General features: G+C 71.8%; 16 protein-coding genes. 3 read left to right on the forward strand and 13 right to left on the reverse strand.

What is annotated here, in order from left to right:
- Positions 1–108: 108 nt before the first annotated feature.
- Together ACFV2J_RS38495 and ACFV2J_RS38500 are read right to left on the reverse strand one after the other, a co-directional pair.
- Positions 109–966 carry an esterase/lipase family protein gene (locus tag ACFV2J_RS38495; RefSeq protein ID WP_385098043.1) on the reverse strand — a complete coding sequence of 286 codons (858 nt, stop codon included), beginning with the start codon at positions 964–966 and terminating at the stop codon, positions 109–111.
- Positions 967–1,137: 171 nt separating this feature from the next.
- The gene (locus ACFV2J_RS38500) at positions 1,138–1,584 is read right to left on the reverse strand and encodes a MarR family winged helix-turn-helix transcriptional regulator (RefSeq protein ID WP_385098040.1); all 447 of its coding nucleotides are present in this window, start codon (positions 1,582–1,584) and stop codon (positions 1,138–1,140) included.
- Positions 1,585–1,700: 116 nt separating this feature from the next.
- On the opposite strand from ACFV2J_RS38500, the gene ACFV2J_RS38505 reads away from it, so the two are divergent.
- Positions 1,701–2,075 (forward strand): cupin domain-containing protein, encoded by a 375-nt coding sequence (locus ACFV2J_RS38505; protein ID WP_385098038.1) that lies wholly within the window; start codon positions 1,701–1,703, stop codon positions 2,073–2,075.
- Positions 2,076–2,365: 290 nt separating this feature from the next.
- Entirely contained in the window at positions 2,366–2,974 is a 609-nt protein-coding gene (locus tag ACFV2J_RS38510) for a DJ-1/PfpI family protein (protein ID WP_385091248.1), read from the forward strand.
- Positions 2,975–3,155: 181 nt separating this feature from the next.
- On the opposite strand, the gene ACFV2J_RS38515 is transcribed toward ACFV2J_RS38510, so the two are convergent.
- The 4 genes from ACFV2J_RS38515 to ACFV2J_RS38530 all read right to left on the reverse strand — a co-directional run bounded on the left by ACFV2J_RS38515 (position 3,156) and on the right by ACFV2J_RS38530 (position 10,494).
- Positions 3,156–4,634 carry an FGGY-family carbohydrate kinase gene (locus ACFV2J_RS38515; RefSeq protein WP_385091251.1) on the reverse strand — a complete coding sequence of 493 codons (1,479 nt, stop codon included), beginning with the start codon at positions 4,632–4,634 and terminating at the stop codon, positions 3,156–3,158.
- A 239-nt stretch (positions 4,635–4,873) separates the two neighbouring features.
- On the reverse strand, positions 4,874–5,608 hold the full coding sequence (locus ACFV2J_RS38520) for a hypothetical protein (protein ID WP_385091254.1): 735 nt from the start codon (positions 5,606–5,608) through the stop codon (positions 4,874–4,876).
- Between the two features lie 318 nt (positions 5,609–5,926).
- Positions 5,927–6,910, reverse strand: a complete 984-nt coding sequence (locus ACFV2J_RS38525; protein WP_385091261.1) for an ImpB/MucB/SamB family protein — start codon at positions 6,908–6,910, stop codon at positions 5,927–5,929.
- A 95-nt stretch (positions 6,911–7,005) separates the two neighbouring features.
- Positions 7,006–10,494, reverse strand: coding sequence for a DNA polymerase III subunit alpha (locus tag ACFV2J_RS38530; RefSeq protein ID WP_385091256.1), 3,489 nt, complete (start codon positions 10,492–10,494; stop codon positions 7,006–7,008).
- A gap of 360 nt (positions 10,495–10,854) precedes the next feature.
- Here ACFV2J_RS38530 and ACFV2J_RS38535 point away from each other — a divergent pair, with 360 nt between their 5' ends.
- Entirely contained in the window at positions 10,855–11,457 is a 603-nt protein-coding gene (locus ACFV2J_RS38535; RefSeq protein WP_385091259.1) for a DUF6461 domain-containing protein, read from the forward strand.
- A 140-nt stretch (positions 11,458–11,597) separates the two neighbouring features.
- Here the strand turns inward: ACFV2J_RS38535 and ACFV2J_RS38540 are convergent, their stop codons facing one another.
- The 7 genes from ACFV2J_RS38540 to ACFV2J_RS38570 form a co-directional block, all read right to left on the reverse strand.
- Positions 11,598–12,755 (reverse strand): S1 family peptidase, encoded by a 1,158-nt coding sequence (locus ACFV2J_RS38540; protein WP_385091264.1) that lies wholly within the window; start codon positions 12,753–12,755, stop codon positions 11,598–11,600.
- Between the two features lie 203 nt (positions 12,756–12,958).
- The gene (locus tag ACFV2J_RS38545) at positions 12,959–13,954 is read right to left on the reverse strand and encodes an SPFH domain-containing protein (RefSeq protein WP_385443144.1); all 996 of its coding nucleotides are present in this window, start codon (positions 13,952–13,954) and stop codon (positions 12,959–12,961) included.
- Between the two features lie 227 nt (positions 13,955–14,181).
- Positions 14,182–15,087, reverse strand: coding sequence for a S1 family peptidase (locus tag ACFV2J_RS38550; protein ID WP_385097681.1), 906 nt, complete (start codon positions 15,085–15,087; stop codon positions 14,182–14,184).
- A 288-nt stretch (positions 15,088–15,375) separates the two neighbouring features.
- Positions 15,376–16,158: a DUF1684 domain-containing protein gene (locus ACFV2J_RS38555; protein WP_385097684.1), complete on the reverse strand. Its 783-nt coding sequence runs from the start codon at positions 16,156–16,158 to the stop codon at positions 15,376–15,378.
- A gap of 286 nt (positions 16,159–16,444) precedes the next feature.
- Positions 16,445–17,449, reverse strand: a complete 1,005-nt coding sequence (locus ACFV2J_RS38560; RefSeq protein WP_385443129.1) for an LLM class flavin-dependent oxidoreductase — start codon at positions 17,447–17,449, stop codon at positions 16,445–16,447.
- A 114-nt stretch (positions 17,450–17,563) separates the two neighbouring features.
- Positions 17,564–19,492 (reverse strand): FAD/NAD(P)-binding protein, encoded by a 1,929-nt coding sequence (locus tag ACFV2J_RS38565; protein WP_385088236.1) that lies wholly within the window; start codon positions 19,490–19,492, stop codon positions 17,564–17,566.
- A gap of 698 nt (positions 19,493–20,190) precedes the next feature.
- Complete coding sequence (locus ACFV2J_RS38570) at positions 20,191–21,423, reverse strand: DUF5685 family protein (protein WP_385088234.1); 1,233 nt, start codon at positions 21,421–21,423, stop codon at positions 20,191–20,193.
- Between the last annotated feature and the right edge of the window lie 184 nt (positions 21,424–21,607).

Below are 21,607 nucleotides of genomic sequence, written 5' to 3' on the forward strand. Positions count from 1 at the left end.
CGCCTGCACGGTCGGCGGCAGCGCGATCGAGACCGCGTCCACCTCGGCGAGCAGCTGGTCGAGGTCCGCGTAGCCGGGGACGCCGTACGCCCCGCCGAGGGCCGTGGATCAGCTGAACACCGAGGCGCAGTTGGTGGTGGTGGCGTGCGCGGGATCGAGGGCGTTCGCCGCCTCGTGGAAGGCGATCCGGTCGAGGAGACCGATCGCCGCGTGCTCGGAGAGGTCGACCGGGCACAGGTCCTGCAACAGCACGTTGTGGACGTCGGACCCGGTGAGGTACTGCGAGCGGTAGGGGGTGACCACCTCGTCGTACCTGGTGGCGATCACCGTGTAGTGGACGCCAGGGACGGTGTCGCCGCCGGCGTTGAGCTTGGTCAGGAACGCGGACCCGGCGATCTGGTCCGCGAGCGCGGGCGTGGCCGCGGAGATCAGGTCCTCGGCGCCGGGGAAGTACGGCAGCAGTTTGGTGAGGCCGTCGAGGGTGGTTCCGTGGTTGTCGGGCGCGATGCCGACGAGGGTGTTCACCTTGGCGGCTCCGCCGAGGAACTTGAGGTAGTAGCGGGGCATCATGCCGCCCTGCGAGTGGCCGACGAGGTCCGCCTTGGCTGCGCCGGTCGCGGCGAGCACTTTGTCGACGAAGACCTGGAGCTGTCCGGCCGACTTGTCGATGGGGCCGAGGGCGTTGAAGAGCGGGACGCCGGGCAGTTGCCCGTAGTCGAGCGAGTAGACGCAGTACCCGCGGTCCACCAGGTAGGGCGCGAAGGACAGCCAGTTGTCCACGGAGTTCGCGAAGGTGCCGTGGACGAGGACGACGGGGCGGGGATGGGCGGCGGAGGGGCGGCAGGAGTAGTTGTTCCAGCCGCTGCTCGGCGCGGCGGCATGGGCGGTGGCGGCGGGGACGACCGCGACGGCGGCGGCCAGCAGCAGTGCGACGAGGGGTCTGAGCAGGCGCTTCCAGGGCAGCATCGGGTGATCTCCTTGCGGCTCAAGGGAGTGACGGCGGCGTACGCCCTGTGATCCGGATCACGAGGATGCTGTTCACTCGTCAAGTTACGAGTGAGTAGCCCAACTGTGAAGTTACGCGTCAGTAAAAACTTCCAGTGGTAGGCGGGGGTACTGATATGCGCCGCCGTGTCGTCACCAGGCAGGCCTGATCGGACCGTAGGGCGCGATCCGGAGCAGACGCTCGCGCAACACGCCCACCTCACCCTCCCCGAGCAGCTCGACCCACGGCCGGACGGCCTCCGCCGCCGACTCCTCCGCGGCGCGCGTGCAGGCCCGGCCGCGCTCGGTCAGCACGATCAGGCGGGCACGCGCGTCACCGGGGTGCGGATGGCGTTCCACGTACCCCTTGCGCACCAGTTCGTCGACGAGCTGGCTCGCGGCCTGCTTGGTGACCCCGAGGTGCGCCGCGAGCTCGGTGACCGTAGCGCCGTCCGGAGCGAGCCGCGTGAACGCGAAGCCGTGCGCGGGCCGCAGCCCCTCGAACCCGCGGGCGACGACACCCTCGTGGATGCGTTGCGTCAGCTCACCGGCGACGGCGAGCAGGGCGGCGGACAGGGCCATGGCCTCGGAGTTCTGCACGGATGCATTGAAACACTCCCCGCCCTTCGGTCAAGCGGCTTGACTATGAAGTCAAGCAGGTTGACCATATAGTCAATCCACTTGACCACTTTCCCCATGTGCCACGGAGGCCAGCCATGCCCGTCGTCCGCCCGACCGACGCCGTCGTCCACGAGATCCACGGCGCCCGCTTCGTCTCGTACGCCACTCCCCGCAGCGGCAGCAGGGAGCTGTGCGCCTGGCGGGGCGAGATTCCCGCCGGGACGAAGGCCCCCGTGCACACGGTCAACCGCGAGGAGATCTTCCATCTCCTCAGCGGTGAGCTGCTGATCACGCTCGACGGCCACGCCGAACGGGTCGCCGCGGGCGACACGGTGATCATCAACCCCGGCACGGCCTTCGGTGTCGAGAACCCGACCCGGCAGACCGCGATCTCCTGGGTCACCACGTCCATCGGCCTCCGGGCGGAGCTGGCCGACGGCTCGGTCATCACCCCGCCATGGGCCAACTGACCCCGCGGGCAGGCCGGTTCGGGGTACGGGCGGGGCCCGCACGGTCGGCGTCCCCGGCCCGCCCGCCCACGGACCGCACCTCGCCTGCGCCCGGGACCGGGCGCGGACCCGGGCCCGGTGCACGACCCCCTCGGCCCGGCGGTCCCTGCCGTCCCCCGGGCCGAGAGGCCGAGGGACGGCAGGGGCCGAGGGGACGTCGGCAGGCAGGCCACCTGCCGCCGATTGGCCCTCCATCCAGGACACGGCGCCGGGGACACTGACGCTTCGATGCCGTCCCTGGAGGAGTCGTGATGCAGGTAGCCGTGGTCACTTTCGACGGGTTCAACGAACTCGACAGCTTCATCGCGTCCGCGCTGATCAACCGGTGCCGCGAGGACGGTCTGGAAGCCTTCGTCACGACGCCGACGCCGGTGGTCACGTCGATGAACGGCGTCGAGGTGACCGGGCAGCGCCCGATGGAGTTCGTGACCGAGGCCGACGTCGTCCTGATCGGCAGCGGGGTGAAGGCGCGGGACGTGGTCGCCGACGACCGGCTGGTCTCCAGGCTCCGTCTCGACCCGTCACGACAGCTGATCGGGGCCCAGTGCTCGGGCGCGCTGGTGCTCGCCCGGCTCGGTCTGCTGGGCGGCATGCCGGTGTGCACGGACATGAAGAGCCGGCCCTTCGTCGAGGCGTGCGGCGTCACCGTGCTGGACGCCCCGTTCCACGCGGAGGGCGACATCGCCACGGCGGGTGGCTGTCTGGCGTCCCAGTACCTGGCCACGTGGGTGATCACCCGCACGCTCGGGGAGGGCGCCGCGCGTGGTGTCCTCGACTACGTGGCTCCGGTCGGCGAGAACCGGGAGACGGTCGAACGCGCCCTGCGCGCCGTCCACGCGGGCGAGGCCGCACTGCGCTGACGGCCCGCGACCGGCCGGCCGCACGCCCACCGCGTTCCGGTCGCACTCACGCGCCGTCCGCGGGAACGGCGCCAGGTGTACAGGCCCGTCGCCGACGGGGAATCCACGGACGTGGACACGGTCGCCGCCACCGCGGACGCCGGGACTTCGGACGACCGTGCGGTGAGCACGGTGAGGGCCCTCACTGCATGTCGGCGAGATCGTGCACGATGTGGAGCGTGGCCGGGTAGAGCGCGGTGTACGACGCGTACAGGCGGTCGTAGATCTCGCGCGTGTGGGCCTGGGGCCGCACCGTCGTCCCGGTCACCGCCCAGTCCGTGTCGCGCGGTACGAGTCCGAGCCCGACCGCGGAGAGCAGGGCGTCGCCGTAGCAGGCCCCCATGGTCTGTGCCGGTACCTGCTGTTCCCGGCCGGTGACGTCGCTGACGATCTGGGTCCACAGTCCGCCCCTGGTGCCGCCCCCGACCGCCACGACGCGCCGGACCGGGTCGTCGGGGTCCTCCAGGAAGTCGAGGATCTGGCGGACACCGAACGCGATGCCCTCGTAGGCGGCCCGGAACAGGTGCCCGCGTGTGTGGCGCAGCGTGAGGCCCGCCACCACGCCCCTGGCGTGCGGGTCGAAGATCGGGGTCCGCTCACCGGCGAAGTACGGGAGCATCAGCAGGCCGTCCGAACCGGCCGGCACGGCTTCGGCCTCGGTGACCAGGGTGTCGAAGGACTCTCCTCCGGTGACGTCCTGGAGCCACTGCGTCAGGGACCCCGAGGTGGACATCCCCGCGGCGATCGTTCGCCGGCCCGGCTCCACTCCTGCCGTGGTCCACAGTTTGGGGTGTGCCCTGTACCTGCCCAGGACCTGGACGAAGAACAGCGTGGAACCGTACATGAGCATGAGGTCGCCGGGATGCCGTACGCCGGCGGAATGGGCCTCGGCCCAGGCGTCGATCGTCCCGGCGGAGACGGGGGTGCCGACCGGGATCTTCGTGGCCTCCGACGCCGCGGCGGTCACCGTTCCCACGACCTCGTGAGGGTGGACGAGTCGCGGCATCTCCAGGTGGCCCACGATGTCCGGGAGCCAGTCCTGCGCCCAGGATCCGGCATGGATGTCGTACAGCGGGTCGCATTGGCTGGCCGTGTGATGGTCGAGCACGTAGGCACCGGTGAGCTTGGCGGCCAGATAGGAGTGGGAGTTGTACCACCTCGTTCCGCGAGCCCAGTCCCGTGGCTCGTTGCGCCGCATCCACAGCATCTTCGGGCCCACGGCCTGGGTGCTGAGTGCCTTGCCGCAGCGTTCTAGGACGGTGTCGGCGCCGAGCCGTTCCGTGAGGTCGCGGATCTCCCGCTCGGCCCGGCCGTCGATGCCGTAGAGGATGGCCGGCCGCACGGGCTCCACGTCGCTGTCGCAGACCAGCAGACAGGGGCCGACACCGCTGACGCAGAGTCCGGCGAGGGTGTGGGAGCCGATCCGGTCCATCAGCTCACGGGCCACCGCGGCGAAGTCGTCCCACCAGACCACGGCGGCGTCCACTTCGGCCCAGGACGGTCTGGGCAACGACATCGTGTGATGGCGGACGGCTGTCGCGACCACGGATCCGTCCAGGGTGGTGAGTACGCCCTTGGTGCTGGCGGTGCCCGTGTCGATACCCAGCACGAGTTCGCTCATGGCAGTGAGTCCGTTCCGTCGTCGAAACCGTGGGAGGAATCCCGCGAGGACAGGATGCGGGCGCGGACCGACGGGCGCTCGTCACGCGGGACGAAGCGTTCAGGTCATCGCCGCGCGTGGTGAACGGCCTCGGAGCGCCCGCGGGTTCTCGACCGGGGAGAAGGCCGCGCGGACGAGACCCGCACCATCGACGCGCAGGCCGTGGGACGGCCGGAAGAGACCGCGGCGGCGGTCCGTGGTCATGGGCCGGCCGTCGCGGGGGAACGCGGGCCGGACGGCGGAGTGGCGGACGACGGGGGATGACTCGGGTGCAGCGAAGGGGACAGCGGAGCGAGCGACTCGCACAGCGCGGACGGGAAGGCGGGCTCCTCGCGCCGCACGTCCCGGCAGCCTCCGGCCGAGGTCCGGGCGATCGACTCCCAGCCCGACTTCCTCGCCCGGAAGAACCAGCGGTCGCCCAGCCGGGAAGAGCAGGCGGGGTCCGTCGAGTCGCCGCAGGCCGGGCCCGTGCGCCAGGAGAAGTCCAGCACCAGCCACTTCCCGTCGCACTTCTCCGAGTCCCGGTACGTGTGCTCGGGCGCGCCGACCGCCATCAACGCCTGCTCGTAGGAGGCGGGGGTGCAGCCGGTGGCCGGCGGTGTGCAGCCCAGCTCCCCGCACAACCGCAGCGCGGGCGGCTTGGCACCCTCGGCGGTGAAGCGGGTGTAGTGATCGACGATCACGTCCCGGTCACCCAGCGGCTCGGGCAGCCTGACCTCTGCCGTGGCCGTGCTCTCCTCGGTGCACCCGGAAGCCCTGTCCCCGGACGGCGAGGCGAAGGTGACCTGCACCCGCGCGAGATCCGTCATCGGGTCGGTGAGCACCGCCTTGAGCTCGCGCACGCACGGGTGAGGGCCGCTGGGCACCTGCGTGTCGAGGAACAACGTGCGCCGGTCCCCGCCGAGATGGACCCCGGTGACCGCGGAAGGCTGCATCGTGGTCCACGGGATCGGCCCGGTCGCCGTCGGCGCGGGTGACCTCCCGTCCCCCCGACCGGCCACCTGCGTCCCGCACGCGCCGAGGAACAGCACGGCAACCACGCAGAGCAGGACGACCGCCCGCCGCGTTCCACCCGATCGTCGCAAGACGCTCAATCCCCCCGGCACGCACCGACGTCACCCGGGCCAATATAGGACCGTGGCGGACCGGCCGTGGTCGTCCTCTCAGGACCAGCGCTTCCGGGCACTCAGGCCGAAGCCGAAGGAACGCCCGGTGACACACGGTCCGGTTCATCGGGTTCCTGGCGCGAGCGCTCAGTTCGCCAGAGCGGCCGGCCGTACGGCCTCCGGTCCGAAGCGTCGACGGGCGCGGTCCGCGGCGGCTTCGGCCGCGCGGGCACGGGCATCGCCGGGGTCCAGGGAGAGCTGCCGGCAGGCACCGTCGGCCGCCCGCAACCCGTCGGCACGGATCGTGAAGGCGCGGACCCTCGCGCGCTGGAGCCCGAGGGAGGTCAACAGCCCCAGGGCTGTCGCGGCGAGGGCGGGTGAGTGGTCGGTGGGTTCCGGCAGCGCACGCGTACGCGTGGTGGTGCTGCGGTCGGCGTACCGCACCGTGAGAGTGAGCCGGTCGGCCACCTGGCTCTCACCGCGCAGGCGTTGGCCGATCCGGTCGGCGAGCCCCAGCACTGCGCGGTGATGCTGGGCAGGGTCGAGGGAGTCCCGCTCCAGCACGAGGTCGGCCAGCAGATGCGCTGCCGGTTCCGAGGGGGTGACCGGCCGGGGGTCGCGGCCGCGGGCGCGCTCGGCCAGCAGCCGGGCGGGGCCCACGCCGAGGAGGCGCTGCAGGGTTCCCGCCGGCAGGTCGACGACCTGGCCGATGGTGTGCAGGCCGTATCTGCGGAGCGTCTCCGCGGTGGTCCGGCCGACCCCGGGCAGGGCGGTGACCGGTCGCGGATACAGCCAGTCGGCCGCCGCCTGCCCGGCGGGAACCCAGGTGGCCTCGCCCGGCGCGGAGGCGTCGGCGGCCATGGCGGCCACCATGCGGTTGCCCGCGAGTCCCGCGCTGCTGTCGATGCCGTAGAGCGCTTTCAGCCTCATCATCGTCGTCTGGACCATGTCGTAGGGGGACAGGTCGAAGTATCTGAGCGCCGACGTCAGGTCCAGTTGCACGGCATGGGGCGGGACGGGCTGGACGTGAGGCGTGATTGCGGACACCAGTTCGATTATATCGGCGTACTGATCCTCGGTCAGCGAGGCGTGCAGGTGGAGGTGGGCGATGTGCCGCCGACGGGCGGCCACCCCACCTGCCGGGTTCACCCCGTTCACCCCGCCCGTCCCGTCCACCCTGTCCATCCCGTGCACTCCGTCCACCCTTTTCCTCCCGTCCATCCCGTTCATCCCGCGCTCCCCGGGCTTCGGTGGCCGAACTTCTTCAGGTCGGCGGAGCGGGTGCCGGCGGGCTGGAGGTCGGCGTACGGGTGCAGCCGGGCGCCCGTGGTGCCGTTGGCCAGGGTGCGACGTGGCTGGGCGGGCGCCGGGCGCGACCGTCCCGCGGCAGGCTGTGCCGGGGTCGGATGCGGGCGGTCGGCACCGAGGAGCGCGAGCGCGGCCTCGGGACCGTTGTCGCGGCGGGCGGCGGCGATCTCGTCCAGGTCCCAGGCCATGCTGCCGACGACGGTACGACGGGTGCCCCGCACCTGGACCGTGCCGCGCACCAGCAGCAGCCCGCTGTGGAAGACGGTGTACGCGCAGGCCGGGTGGGAGTCCTCGAAGAACGCCAGGTCGACCAGGCCCGAGCCGTCCTCCAGGGTGACGAAGATGACGCGCTTGCCGCTGGCGATCGGCGGGGTCTGGGTGGAAGCCCGCACACCGGCGACCAGGACCTGCTGACCGGCGCGCAGTCCGGCCAGGTGCGCCGCGTCGACCGCGCCGATCTCCCGCAGCAGCCGGTGGTGGTGCTCCATCAGGTGCCTGGAGACGTCGATGCCCAGGGTGCTCAGCTCGGCGCTCAGGGCCTCGCGTCCCGTCATCTCCGGCAGGCCACTCGGTTCCGCTCCCCCGACCGCGCCCGTGCCGAGGGGCAGTTGGCCCGAGGCCGCGGTCCGGTTGCGGGACTGGCGGTGCAACTCGGCGATCTGCAACAGCAGATCACGCCGGGTCAGCCGGCCGTCGTGCAGGCAGGTGAGCGCGCCGACCTCGGCGAGGCGTTCGGCGACGGGTCTGCCGGGGCGGCCCCGCTGCCAGAAGTCCGACAGCGATCCGTACGGCTGCCCCTCCTCGATCCGGGCGCACTCGTCCTCGCTGATGCCGTGCACCGCGGACAGGGCGAGCCGCACGCCCCACTGCTCTCCGTCGACCTTCTCCACGGTGTGCTTCACCTGGGAGCGGTTGACGTCGACGGGCAGCAGCGGCACACCGCGGCGGCGGGCGTCGGAGACCAGGACACGCTTGGGCCACATGCCGGGGTCGTGTTCGAGCAGGCCGGCCAGCAGGAACGCCGGATAGTGCGCCTTGAGCCAGGCGCTCTGCAGGGCCGGTACGGCGAAGGCCACCGCGTGGGCTCGACAGAACCCGTACGCGCCGAAGGCCTCGACCGTCTTCCAGACCTCGTCCCGGACCGCCGCACCGTATCCACGCCCGCGCGCCAGACCGTGGAACCAGTCCCTGATCTTCGGCAGCCGTTCCTTGTCGCCGAGCGCGCGCCGGGCGATCTCGGCCAGCGCGCGGTCGCAGCCGGTCATCACCGACAGGGTCTCGATGATCTGCTCGTGCCAGATGGTCACGCCGTAGGTGTCGGCGAGCACCGGCTCCAGGTCCGGGTGGGCGTAGACCGGTGTGCCGCCGTGGCGGGCGGCGATGTACCGCTCGGGCATGCCGCCGGCGACCGGTCCGGGACGGAAGAGACTGATGTCCGCGATGACGTCCTGCGGATCGCGGGGCTGCAACCGGGACAGCAGGTCCTGCTGGCCGGGCGACTCGAGCTGGAACAGACCCAGGGTCTGGCTCTCCTGGATGAGCTTGAACGCGAAGACGTCGTCGAGCGGCACCTGTTCGGGGTCGTCGAGGTCGATGTGGTCGCCGGTGGTGCGCTCGATCTCGGTGACGGCGTGGGCCATCGCGGACTGCATCCGTACGCCCAGGACGTCGAGTTTGATGTTGCCCAGCGCTTCGATCTCCTCCTTCGCCGCCATCGCCATCGGGTAGTCGCCCTGGGGGGTGGGCTGGACCGGCAGGCGGTCCAGGAGGGTGGCGTCGCTGATGACCACGCCGCAGGGGTGCATGGCCATGCCGTGGACCAGGGAGTCGAGGCCTTCCGCGAGCTCCCACAACGGCCCGTAGCGGTGCGCCTCGGCCGCCAGCCGGCGCAGTTCGGGCAGTTCGGCGAGGGCGCCGGTGATGTCGGAGGCGCGCAGGTGCGGGAAGCTCTTGGCGATCCGGTCGACGTCCGCGGGCGCGATGCCGAGGGCGAGGCCGGTGTCCCGCAGGGCGCGGCGTGCCCGGTAGGTCTCGGGCATGGCGGTGACCGCCACCCGTTTCTTGCCGAACCGGTCGAAGATCACGTCGTAGCACTCCAGCCGACGGGCGGACTCCACGTCGATGTCGATGTCGGGCAGCGAGGCGCGGCGCACGCTGAGGAAACGTTCGAACAGCAGGCGGTGGTCGAGCGGGTTGGCCGTCGCGATGTCCAGCGCGTGGCAGACCATCGACCCGGCCCCCGAACCGCGGGCCGCGACACGGATGCCCTTGGCCCGGATGTCGGCCACGACCTGGCCGACGGCGAGGAAGTACGAGTCGTAGTGCAGCTCGGAGATCACGTCGAGCTCTTCGTCCAGCCGGTCGAGCACCGCCCGGTCGTGGTCGAGGCCCCGCCGGGCCAAGCCGGCCTCGCACTGCCTGCGCAGCAGTTCCGCGGCTCCTCGCGCGACGGGCTCGGCGCCGAAGACCGACGGTTCCGGGAAGTGCGCGACGCCCAGCCCGAGGTCCGCCCGGGGATCGACGGTGCAGGCGGCCGCCGTGTCGGCGGTGTCCGCCATCAGCCGTCGGGCCCGCCGGGCATCCGCTCCGGCGCATTCGGCGACCATGCGCGCGACGACGGCCATCGCCCGCTCGTCCTTGAGCCAGCGCTGCCCGCTGTCCAGGCGGCGCCGGTCGATCGGCCGCAGCAGCCGGGCCGCGTCCAGGACGTCGGCGAGGCGGTGCTGGCCGGGGTCGGCGTAGCGGACGGCGTTGGAGAGCACGGCGGTGGTGCCGGTGCGGTCGGCCAGGGCGAGGGTGCGGGCGGCCAGGCGCAGGGATCCCGGGCCCGTGCCGAAACGTTTCTGCGCAACGACTTCCAATCGGACCTCCCTCCCGAAGATCTCCTTCCAGGGCGCCAGCAGTTTCATCGCGACGTCCTCCCGGCCCACCGACAGGGCCCGGACCGGCTCCGACAGCGGCCCGAGCAACACCGTCAGCCCGGGACCGCCGTACTCGCGCAGCGCCTCCCACGGCACCACCGGCGGCGTGCCGGACACGGCGCCGGCGTGGGCGGCCGACGTGATGCGGCACAGCCGCGCCCATCCCACCCGGTTCTGCGCGAGCAGTACGAACCGCAGTGGCGGCTCGACGACGTGCGCGCCGCCGCGCGCCGGCGTGCGGCGCCGCTGGGCCGGCGGCGGGGGCGCCAGGGCCTCCACCGCGAGGTCGACGCCGAAGACCGGCCGCACCCCCGCTCCGGCGCACGCCCGAGCGAACCGGACGGCGCCGGTGACCGTGTCCCGGTCGGTGAGCGCGAGCGCCGTCACACCTCGCTCGGCCGCCCTCCGGACGAGCTGCTCGGGGTGGGCGGCCCCGTAGCGGATGGAGTACCCGGACGCGACGTGCAGATGGGCGAAGCCCGCCATGCCGCACCTCCATCCCTCCACCCCTTTTCAGCCATACGCCCGATATCTTCATCGTACGCCCGTTCGATTACTCTAGCCCCATCGTCCCCGGTCAGCGATTAGATTCGAACACATCAGCGATTCTTTGGCGAGAGGAGCAGCGGCCGGAACAGGCACCGTCCCGCCGCCTCCCCAGCGGGGCCGCGCAGTTGGGGAAAAACCCACTGCGGCACACCCGCTCGCCACCGTTCGACGACCCGAGGAAAGCGGATGAGGAACGGCGTGCGACACGAACGCGACGCTCCGTGACGATCCGGACGCCGGGCCGGCCTTCACGAGCGGTCCGCCGGGGTGTCAGTGGGATGTGACAGCATCCGCCGGATGACGAGCGCACACGCGGGACGCGGCCTGGAGATGTTCCGGACGGGCGACTTCCCCATCTACACGTTGACCTTCGTACGGGGTCTGAGCCCTGTCGAGTTGCTCACCCGCATGGGTGTCGACCGGGAGACCCTCGCACTTCGCGACGGCACGGACCTGTCGGACGACTTCGGCGACGACCTTCTCGACGACGAGGAGCCGGTCGTCACCACGGGCGTCGACGGCTCATGGACCTGGGCGTGGGAACAGGGCGGTGTGCACGGGCTCGAGGAGCGGATCCTGAAGCCCGTGTCCGTCGGCACCGAGGCCGTCGCCCTGCACTACAACGAGAAGCCGATGCACTGGTTCAAGTACGCGGTCGACGGCGACGTCATCGTCGACTTCCACACGCTCCAGGCGATCGAGCCGACCGGGCAGGACCCCGCACGACTCGACGAGCACATGCGGCCGTTGGGGCTCGTCCCTGGCGGGGAGCCCCCGCTCCATGGCGTCCTGTCGCTTGTCGAGAACGCTTTCGGCATCCGGCTGACGCACCCGGGAGAGACGGACGACCCGCGCGTGAGCGGCCGGCTGGGCCCTTTGCCGGGAGGACTCCGCATGTGAAGGGCCGGACATCCATGGGTCCGGTGACCGACAGCGTTCCACCGGCCCCGTCGCCCGTCAGGTGACGGGGCCGCACACGGCAGAGGTCCCGCCCCCGCGGGTGCGGGAACGGGACCTCTGCCGGAGAAGCGGGCGAACGGTCAGCCGATCTGGGCGCCGAACGCGGAGAGCGCCTCGGTGACCGGCTGGAAGAAGGTCTCACCGCCCGAGGTGCAGTCGCCGCTGCCACCGGAGGTGAGGCCGATGGCGCTGTCGCCGTCGAAGAGCGAACCGCCGCTGTCACCGGGCTCGGCGCAGACGTCGGTCTGGATGAGCCCGTTGACGATGTCCCCGTTGCCGTAGTTCACGGTGGCGTCCAGGCCGGTGACCGTGCCGCTGTGCACCTGGGTCGTCGAACCGCTGCGGGTGACCTTCTCACCGACGGTCGCCTCGGCCGCCTTGGTGATGGGCTGCGAGGAACCGTTGTAGAGGTCGACCGCGCTCGGGTGCTCGGTGCTCGCGGTGTACTTGACCAGACCGAAGTCGTTGTCCGGGAAGCTGGACTGCTCGTTCGTGCCGATCTGGTTGCCGCTGGAGTCCGACCAGGTGGAGATCGCCTGGGTGCAGTGGCCCGCGGTGATGAAGTACGGCTGGCCGCCCTTCACGACGTTGAAGCCGAGCGAGCAGCGGCCGCCGGAACCGGTGATGGCGTCACCGCCCGCGATGAAGGGCTTGAACTCCCCCTTCGTCCGCTGGAGTTCGGCCTTGGAGCCGAGCGAGTCGACGACCTCGGCCAGCTTGGCCCATTCGGTCTTGGAGACCGTGCGGTCCGCGGTGACGACGACCTTGTTGGTCTGCGGATCGGTCGCCCAGGAGGTGCCCGGGATGGTCGCGTCGCTCTTGAGCGTCGTACGGGCGCTCTTCAGCTCGGCGAGGGAGTTCTCGACGATTCTGGCCCGGGCGCCGGCCGACGCCACGGCCTTGGCCGCGGTCTCGTCGAGCACGTTGACCACGAGGTGCCGGGACTTCGCGTCGTAATACGTTCCCGCCGCGTCGGCGCCGAGATCCTCGCCGAGGGTCGAGGCGAGCTTTCCGGCCGCCGCGATCGACAGCGTGTGCGGTGCGGGGGCCTCCGGCGTCTCGCTCGCGTTCGCAGTCTGGAAAGTGGCTCCGGCGGCGACGAGTGCGGCGATGCCCGCACCCGCCATGACGGCACGCCTCGCGGGTATGCGTCGGTGCTTCAACTCACGTCCTCCTGTGGGGGGTCGGTCAGGGAGGTTGTGGGGACCTCCGGGACCGGAAGGCGTACGGACACACACCCGGCTCACAGCAAAATGCCGTGTCCATGCCCGTTGTTCGCCGCCCACTATTCCGAGACGCACAGGGAGCACACAAGGTCGACTTCAGGACGCGCGTACGGCAACGGGCTTGCGCCCCGCGCACCTTGACCGTACGTGGTCATGGCACGCGAGTTCCCACTGCAAATACTGTCTGCGAGTGGCCGACATGCGGCCTGTGAGGTCTAGTCCTGTCTTGATTTCGCCCTGTCGGGACCGTGCTCCAAGGGGGTTTCGGGAAGCGGCGGTTGCTCCCGCACCGATTGCTGGACGGTGACAGGCGCCGGTTCCGGTCGCGATGCCGGTTCCGGTGCGACCGGAACCGGTGTGGATTCCGGTGCCACCGCGACCGGTGCCGGTGTCGGTGCCGGTGTGGATTCCGGTGCCACCGCGACCGGTGCCGGTGTCGGTGATCCCGGCTGGGGCTGGGCCCGCTCCAGGAACCGCAGCAGTTCGACGGGGAAGGGCAGTACGAGCGTGGAGTTCTTCTCCGCCGCGACCGCCACCACCGTCTGCAGCAGCCTCAGCTGCAACGCGGCCGGCTGCTCGGACATCACCCCGGCGGCCTCCGCCAGCTTCTTCGACGCCTGGAGTTCCGCGTCCGCGTTGATGACCCGGGCCCGCCGCTCACGGTCCGCCTCCGCCTGCCGGGCCATCGACCGCTTCATCGTCTCCGGCAGCGAGACGTCCTTGATCTCCACCCGGTCGATCTGCACGCCCCAGCCCATGGCGGGGCTGTCGATCATCAGCTCCAGGCCCTGGTTGAGCTTCTCGCGGTTGGAGAGCAGATCGTCGAGGTCGCTCTTGCCGATGATCGAACGCAGCGACGTCTGCGCCATCTGCGAGACCGCGAACTGGTAGTCCTCGACCTGGATGACCGCGTCGGCCGCGTCCACCACCTTGAAGTAGATGACCGCGTCCACCCGCACGGTGACGTTGTCCCGGGTGATGCCGTCCTGCGCGGGCACCGGCATCGTCACGATCTGCATGTTGACCTTGCGCAGCTTGTCCACGAAGGGCACGACCATGGTGAACCCGGGGCCGCGCACCTCCGAGCGCAGCCGGCCCAGGCGCAACACCACTCCGCGTTCGTACTGTTTGACCACACGGGCCCCGGCCATCACATAGACCAGGCCCACCGACGCGACGGAGGCTCCCGCCACCACCAGTTCCTCGACCATCACGGCCCCCCAGGGTCCGACGTGGCGCATCAGGCGTGTACCAGACCCCTGTCAGGCCTGCCTCACGGGTTCACCTCGACGGTAACCCCGGCACCTGAACAAGGGCGAGCCCCCGCACGCCGGTTGCGTACGGGGGCTCGTCCTCTGCTGGCTGCAGGTCTGGCCGTGCGGTGCACTGTGGGGGGTGTGCCGTGGGGGGAGTGGTGCCGTGGGGGGAGATCAGTCGGTCAGCCGACGCTCACGCCGTAGTAGCTCAGCGCCTCGGTGACCGGCTGGAAGAAGGTCGTACCGCCGGAGCTGCAGTTGCCGCTGCCACCCGAGGTCAGACCGTAGGCGACGGAACCCCCGTAGAGCGGACCGCCACTGTCGCCGCCCTCGGCGCAGACGGTGGTCTGGATCATCTGGTACACCACGTCGCCGCCGCCGTAGTTGACCGTGGCGTTCAGCGCGGTGACGCGGCCGCTGTGCGTGCCGGTGGTCGAGCCACGGCGGTAGACGGTCGTGCCCACGCTGGGCGTGGCCGCGCTGGTGATGGTCTGGCTGCCGACCGCGCTCGGGTGGGCGACCGAGGAGTTGGTGTAGCGGACCAGCGCGAAGTCGTTGGTCGGGAAGCTGTAGCTGACGTTCGTGCCCAGCGTGGTGGTGTGACCGGAGTTGGAGTACCAGGTGGAGGCGACCTCACCGCAGTGGCCCGCGGTCAGGAAGTAGTAGGTGCTCCCGCTGTGCACGTTGAAACCGAGCGAACAGCGGTAGGAACCGCCGTAGATGGCGTCGCCGCCGGTGATCAGCTTCTTGAACTTGCCCGGGGTGTGCTTGATGGTGAGGGCGGCCGAGTTGCCGCCCGCGTCCTTCTTGATCTTCGCGATCTCGGCCTGGGAGACCGTGCTGTCGACGGTGACGACGACACGGTTGGTCTTGGCGTCGACCGCCCAGGCGGTGCCCGCGATGTCGGAGTTGAGGACCGACTTGTTCACCGTGCTCAGCTGGGTGGCGCTGAACGTGTGGACGTCGGCCGCGTTCGCGGTGGGGGCGGCGAACGCCGCCGCGGCCACGAGTCCGGTGGTCACGGCGATCAGTTTGACGCGTCTCGCCATGCCGCTGCGAGGAGTGGGGGTGGTGCGCTTGATCCTCACTTTTCGTTCCTCCCGTAGGGAAGTAGGGGGCCCGCGTGGGGTCGGGGCCCGTGAGGCGCAGCCGGGAGTCGCTCGTCCGGATTCCGGACAAGCCGTGCCCCTGACAAGCGCTGTGGGGGAGTATTCGGCCGCACGACCGACCGGCGCAAGGGCGCCTTTCGGCCGTGCAGCGTTCAACTTGCGTATGCACAGGGGTTGTTGATCTCGCCGGTGACACGGCGCGGAATCCGTGCGGGCCGGGGCGCCGCCCGTTCTCCCGCTCCCCCATCCCCACTCCCCCCGCTCAGCTCAGCTCAGCGTGCGCTCCCCCGCCGCGACAGCCGCGCCCAGCGTATTGCCGGGGGGCGGGAAGGGGCAGACGAAGTGGTCGGCGAATGCGCACGGCGGAAGCACGGCGCGGTTGAAATCCACGGTCGTGCGCCCCTCGGCATCGGGCGCCGCGGGGCGCAGGAACCGGAAACGGTGACTGCCGTCCCCGCTGGTGGCGTCGGCGAACACGGTCCACAGCGAGCCGTCGCTCTGGACCGACACCTGGAGGGTGAGATCCGCGCCGTCCAGAGTGAAGGCGAGGATGCCGCCGAGTTCGAGTCCGCGTGTCCGCCCGTCCGCGTTCTCCACCCGTACGGTGCGCCGCTCGCCGTACGGGGTGAAGTGCCCCGGCACCGACCAGCGCGCGTCGTACGGCGTCGCCTCGATGCCCTTGAACGCCGTCCGCGCCGGAGCGGCGGGGTCGAAGTCCCGTACGCCCCAGACCCCTTCGCGCACCAGGACGACGAAGCGCCGCTCGCCGGCGCCGACGCGGGCCCCGGCCGCCGGGCCCACGTCCGCCACCAGCCCGACCTCGCCGGCGAGGGTCTCACCGTCCACGCTCAGACCGTCCTCGGGCACGGCCGTCAGCACGATGTGCTCCTCTTCGGCGGTCCACCGCCCGGGGATGTCCGGAAGTCGCCCGTCCGGATAATCCTCCAGCCAGTGCGTGCCGGTGAGCGCCAGCGGGCCGTAGGGCGCGGACACCGTCTCGACGCGCTGCTCGTGCCACTGCTTCCAGTCCTCGGATGCGTCCGTCGTCATGTGATCAACCTTTCCACAGGGACCGCGCCGGCCTGGGGTGTGAGCGCGGCGTCGTGCCCGTGTATTCCGTGCGGAGAACACCCCGTTCGTGTAACGGCGTGACCGGCGTGCGAGGGCGGCCGGCCGCGCCCGGCGGTGCGTGCGAGGTGGGCGAAGGGGGTGCAGCCGGTCCGCGTGCCCTCGTGCGGGCCGGTCCTCGGACCCTCGTACGGGCCGGGCCGCGCGGCGGGGAAGGGTCCGTCCGGCAGGTGCGCCACCGGACGGGTCCTTCCCCGCCTCACCGCGGTCATGACGCTCCCCCGGTCACGGCGGCCCGGCCCGCGGGCCGGGCCAGTCTCAGGTGCTCCCTGAGCGTGCTCCCCGGATAGAAGGTGCGGAACAGACCGCGGTGCTGGAGCAGCGCCACCGTTCCGTTCACCAGTCGCTCCAGGTCACGGTGCGGCTCGGCCGGGGTCAGATGGAAGCCGTCGACGGCCTCGGACTCGTGCCAGACGGTGATGAGTTCGGCGAGGCCGACGGGGCCGCCCCGGTACAGCGGGCCCTGCGGGGTGTTCCGGGGACCGCCGCCGCCGTGGCCGGGCTCGGCCGCGCGTTCGCCGTCCCCGAGGTCGACGGTGAGCGCGCCGAGGACCCGCAGCGTGTCGGGGGCGCGGCCGGACTCAGCGGCGGCGTCGCGGAGTTCGGCCCTGAGGGCGCGGGCCTGGGCCGGACCGGTGACCCGCAGGAGTGCCACGTCGGCGCACCGGGCCGCGGTCCGGCGGTCGGAGCTCCCGGTCGCGTCCACGACCCGGACCGGGTGGCCCTGCGGGGGCCGCGGACCGATCGGGGCACCCGTCACGGAGAAGGTGCTGCCCCGGTAGTCGACGCGGTACGGCCCGTCCCGGGTGCCGCCGAAACCGTCGGCCGCCCTGTCGCCCGTACCGGTGCCGCCCTCCTCGTCGGCCCGGGACCGGGCCTCGTCCTCGGCGGTCGGCCCACCGGACCGCCAGCCGGCCCGGCCGCGGCTGATCCGGTCGAGGGTCGCCACCGCCTCCTGGACGTGGCAGGACTCGGGGCGGGCGCCGGAGACGGTGGGCACCAGACCGATCCGGCGGGTCGCGGACGCGACCCCGGCGAGCACACCGAGCGCGTCGGGGCCGGGACGCGCGAAGGTGTCGCCGAGCGTCACGAAGTCGAGCGCGCCACGCTCCGCCAGCTGCGCCGGCTCGACGTACGCGGCGGCGTCGGAGGACCCCCGCTGATCGACGGCGGCGGCCAGGTGCAGCAGGCCCCGGCCGTGCGGTGCGGTCATATGGATGACACCTTTCCCTGTCCGGAATCCCGGAACAGCCATGCGGAGACAAGGAGGCCTGAAGGAAGACGCAGGGCCTCGACGACGTCGAAGGGGACTTGCGGCGCGGCCGGCTCAGGCGGTCGGGCGACAGGCGAGGTCGCGCAGGAACACCAGCGCGGCCCGGGCCGTCGCGTCGTTCTGCCGGAACGCCGGACCGCCGGTACGTGGTCGGGTGAACGCGCCCGAACCCCGGGCGTCGGTGTGCGGGCCGAGTGCGAAGCGCCGGGGGTGCGGGACGCCGGAGCGGTCCAGGACCCTGCCGTCGGCGGGGTCGACGGCGAGCAGTCCCTCCGGGGTGGCGGCCGCCCCTTCGGCGTACAGCGCGCGCAGCAGCGTGTCGCGGGTCCGCTCGACCGTGGGGTGCGGCAGCCGCGCCTCGACGAGAGTCCGGGCCTCGACCGTCGCGCCGGGCACGGTGGCGCTGGTCGCCCGGAAGACCCCGTCGGCGGCGGTGACGGTCATGTCCGCGCCGAGGAACCGGAGGATCCCGGCTTGTGAGAGGGCCCGCATCTGGCGCAGCCGTGGTCCGGGCGGCCCCGACGCGAGAAAGCTGAAGAAGCCGTGCCACCAGGAACCGATGTCACCGAGCCGGACCAACTGGCCGTAGACCGAGAGCAGTCCGAGGAAGACCGCCGAGTCGGCGCTGTGGGCCGGGTCGTGACGCCTGGTCAGATCGTCTTCGATGTAGGTGCGCAGTCCGGTCTGGAGCTCCTCGTACGAGGTGTGACGCACCCCGTCCAGCGGGCGGTCGAGCGCGGCGAGGTCGAGCCGGTCGGTGGGGTCGGGCACCGCGGAGGCCACCAGGGCCTGGATCTCGGGGCCGTCCCCGGTCCCGTACTTCTCCTCGAAGTCGGTCCAGGCGGTCCGCGTACGCTCGGGGTGCGCGGTGAACAGCCGGTGGTAGTGCGCGAACCCCAGCTCCTTCTCGACCAGCGGCCACACATCCCGCCGGAAGTCGAACCCACCGGGGCGGGCCAGCAGTTCACCGACCTGGGCGGGCCCGAAGAACCGTGGCAGCGGCGGCCGTTCGCCCGTCCAGGCGTAACCGATCTTGGAGTGGTAGGGGACGCCGCGCCGGGAGCCGACGTACAGCACGGGCTCGCGTCCGGAGGGCAGGTAGGTCTCTCCCTCGTACCGTCCGCCGCGCCCCTCGGTGAGCAGCACCATCAGGTCGACGAAGGCGAGCCCGAAGCCGCGGACGAGAACCGGTTCGCCCGGTCCCACTGCCGCCAGGTCGCTGTCGGCGGTGAAGTCCGGCGGCAGGTGGACCAGGTCGTGCGCGCGGGCGTACGCGGCCAGTTCCCGCTGCTCGGCGTCGAGTTCGGCGTCGAGGTGGCCGAGGGTGAGGACGACGAGGTCGGCGGCGAGCGGGTGCGCGTGGCCCTCCAGCCGGACCAGTTGACGCCCGTCGCGCCCTCCGTCGACCCGCAGGGCCCGGCACGGATGGTGGTGGACCGTGATGTCCGGCGGCAGGGCGGCCACCGTCCGCTCGTACACCCAGCGCAGGTAGGCGCCCTGGCGCTGACGGTCGGCGAAGACGCGTCCGTCGAGGGCGGCCCACTCGTGCAGCGTGGGGCCGGCCAGGACGGGCCCCGCCATGTCCACCGTCTCGTCGGTGAACATCGTGACGTCCTGGGCCTCGGAGTTCATCCACAACAGCGAGGACTGCTCCTCGCGCCAGATGCGGCCGCCGCCCGGCGGATACGGGTCGACCAGATGGATGTCGAGGCCCGAACCCGCGTACAGCTCGGGCGCGTTGGCGGCTATCCGCTCCAGGAGCCCGGTCCCGCGGGGACCGGCGCCCACGATCACCAGCGCGGGGCGCCCCGCGTTCTCCGCGCGGGTGTTCCCGGGACTCGTGGCGGTCGGGTGCTCGCCGGTCGGATGCGCACCGGTCGGGTGCGTGGCCGACGGGCGCTCGCCGGTCGGATGCGTGGCCGAAGGCCGCTCACCGGTCGGGTGCGCGGTCGCCGGACGCGTCGTCGCCGGACGCGTGCTCATCGGGTGCGCTCCGCACCGCGCGCGCGGTGTCTCTCGGCGTGGAACCGGCCGGGACGGCACCGCGGGACGGCACACGGGGACGCCGTGTCGTCCGGTACGGCTCGGGTGATCTGGGTGAGGGTGTCCGAGGACATGCGGAGGCTCCGTGACGCATCGAGTCGAGCACGGGTGCCTTCACACACATCAACGCAGGTGACACCGGGCGCCGCGAGGCGCGTACGGCCGAGCCCCTCAGCAAGGCCGTGGACCGAGAGTACGGCGACGTTTCCCCCGACTGTCAAGGCTGTCCACACTGTGAGCCGTACGTCTCAGGCCGGTTGACGCGGAATCGGATGCCTGTTCCACTTGGACCATGCATTCGCAGCAGTGGCTGGTCACGCGCTCCCACATCGACTTCGGTCGAGTGTGGTCCTCTTCCTGTTGAGCTGACCCCCTGCGCGACCGCACGAAGCGGTTCGCCCTCCGCGTCTCCCGCTCCCCCTCAGGCCTTCACACACGCACCCCTCCCCTCGCCGTACCCCCTCCACTCCACGCTTTCGGGAGACCCCGCACCATGCGTACGTTCACGCGTACCGCTACAGGGTCTTCGCTCCCTTCGCCCCGCTCACCTCCGCGCGACGTCGCGACTCACCGCCCGGCCGGACGGGCCGAGACGCACGGCGTGGCCCTCCCGGCCGGCCCGCCGCGGGTCGATACGCCTAGATCCCGCAGTCGCAGCAACTACAGCACTCACAGCATTCGCAGGCCTCGCAGCAATCACAGCAGGAGCAGTCGCAGTTGCCGCACCAGCCCTCGCGCCGCTGCCGGGACCACGGTCCCTCGAACTCGTCGGCGCAGCAGACCTTGCAGGTGCAGCACAGCCCGATCGCGGCGGCACATCCGGCCCAGAAGCCGCGCCTGCCGGGACCGGGCGGCTGGAAGGAGGGCCCGCCGCCGAAGGGGGCGCCCCCACCGGCGTAGGGATTCCGCCCGTCGTACGGATGCGGCGGCTGCGGCGGGTCGTACGGGCCGCCCTGCCGCGGTGGCCCGAAGGATCCGGCCGCGCCCGGACCGGCGTGCTCCCCGTGCCCGCACCCCGACGTGCCGAAGGCCCGGTCCACCGAACGCGCCAGCTCGTGCGCGAGCAGGACGTGCGCCAGCCTGCCGTCCGTGAACGCGACCTCGCGCAGCGCCAGCCGTATCCCGTGCAGCGCGTCGTCGGCGAGCCGCCGGGCCTCGGCGAGCGGGGTCCCGGTGGCCGTCAGCGGATTCCAGGCTCCCGACGCGGCGTCAGTTTCCCTGTCCTCCACGGCGTCCAGCAGATGGGCGAGCCGTCCGAAGAGCCGTCCGGCCTCGGCGAGCGGTGCGGCGTTGCCCGGCCGGCCGGCGAGGACGGCGGTGTGCGCGAAGGCGGCGGCGGTCGCGGACTCGGTCGGCTCGGTGACGGTCAGCAGCGGCGTTCCGGGCCCGGCGAGCGTCTCGATGCCGATCTGCCGGTCGACGGCGTCGACCAGGACGGCGGTGTCGAAGCCGACCTCGGACCCGGTGCGGGCCCCGGCACGCCCCCAGCTCGCGGCGACCCGGCGCGCGGCGAGCGCCACCGGCCGGCGGGCCAACAGGCCGTCCCGGTCGGCGACGTGGTCGCGCACCTTGGCGGAGGCCAGCACCAGCGAGACGGCGGCGGCGAGCCGCGCGCCGTCGCCCTGCGCGACGGACGCGGTCCGCATGCCGCGCAGGGGGCAGGGGCCCGCCGTCCGCCGGCCTCCGTCGGCGCGCTCGACCTGAGCCTCCGTCAAAACCGATATCAGCAGACCGTCGTAATTGGTGACGATCCGAGCGAACTGCCCGTGGTCCCCGCGCAACGCGAGGCAGAGCCCGCACAGATGCGCCATCCACTGCGTCTTGAGCCCTTCACCGAGCCGGTGGCTGCAGGGCCTCACGATTCCGAACACGACACTCCCCCGTGACTCGTCCGACGTTGAGCTGCGGCATCGTATCGACCACCTCGTTCACCCGTACGCCCCACGCGTCACCCGAACGCCGTCGAGAATCATATTTCACTCTTAGTCAGCAGCCGTATACGGCACGGCCCTTGGGAGACGCGGGCTCTCGACGAATTCGCTGTGCACCAGTACC

It is taken from the genome of Streptomyces sp. NPDC059668, assembly GCF_042734135.1.
Lineage (GTDB): Bacteria > Actinomycetota > Actinomycetes > Streptomycetales > Streptomycetaceae > Streptomyces.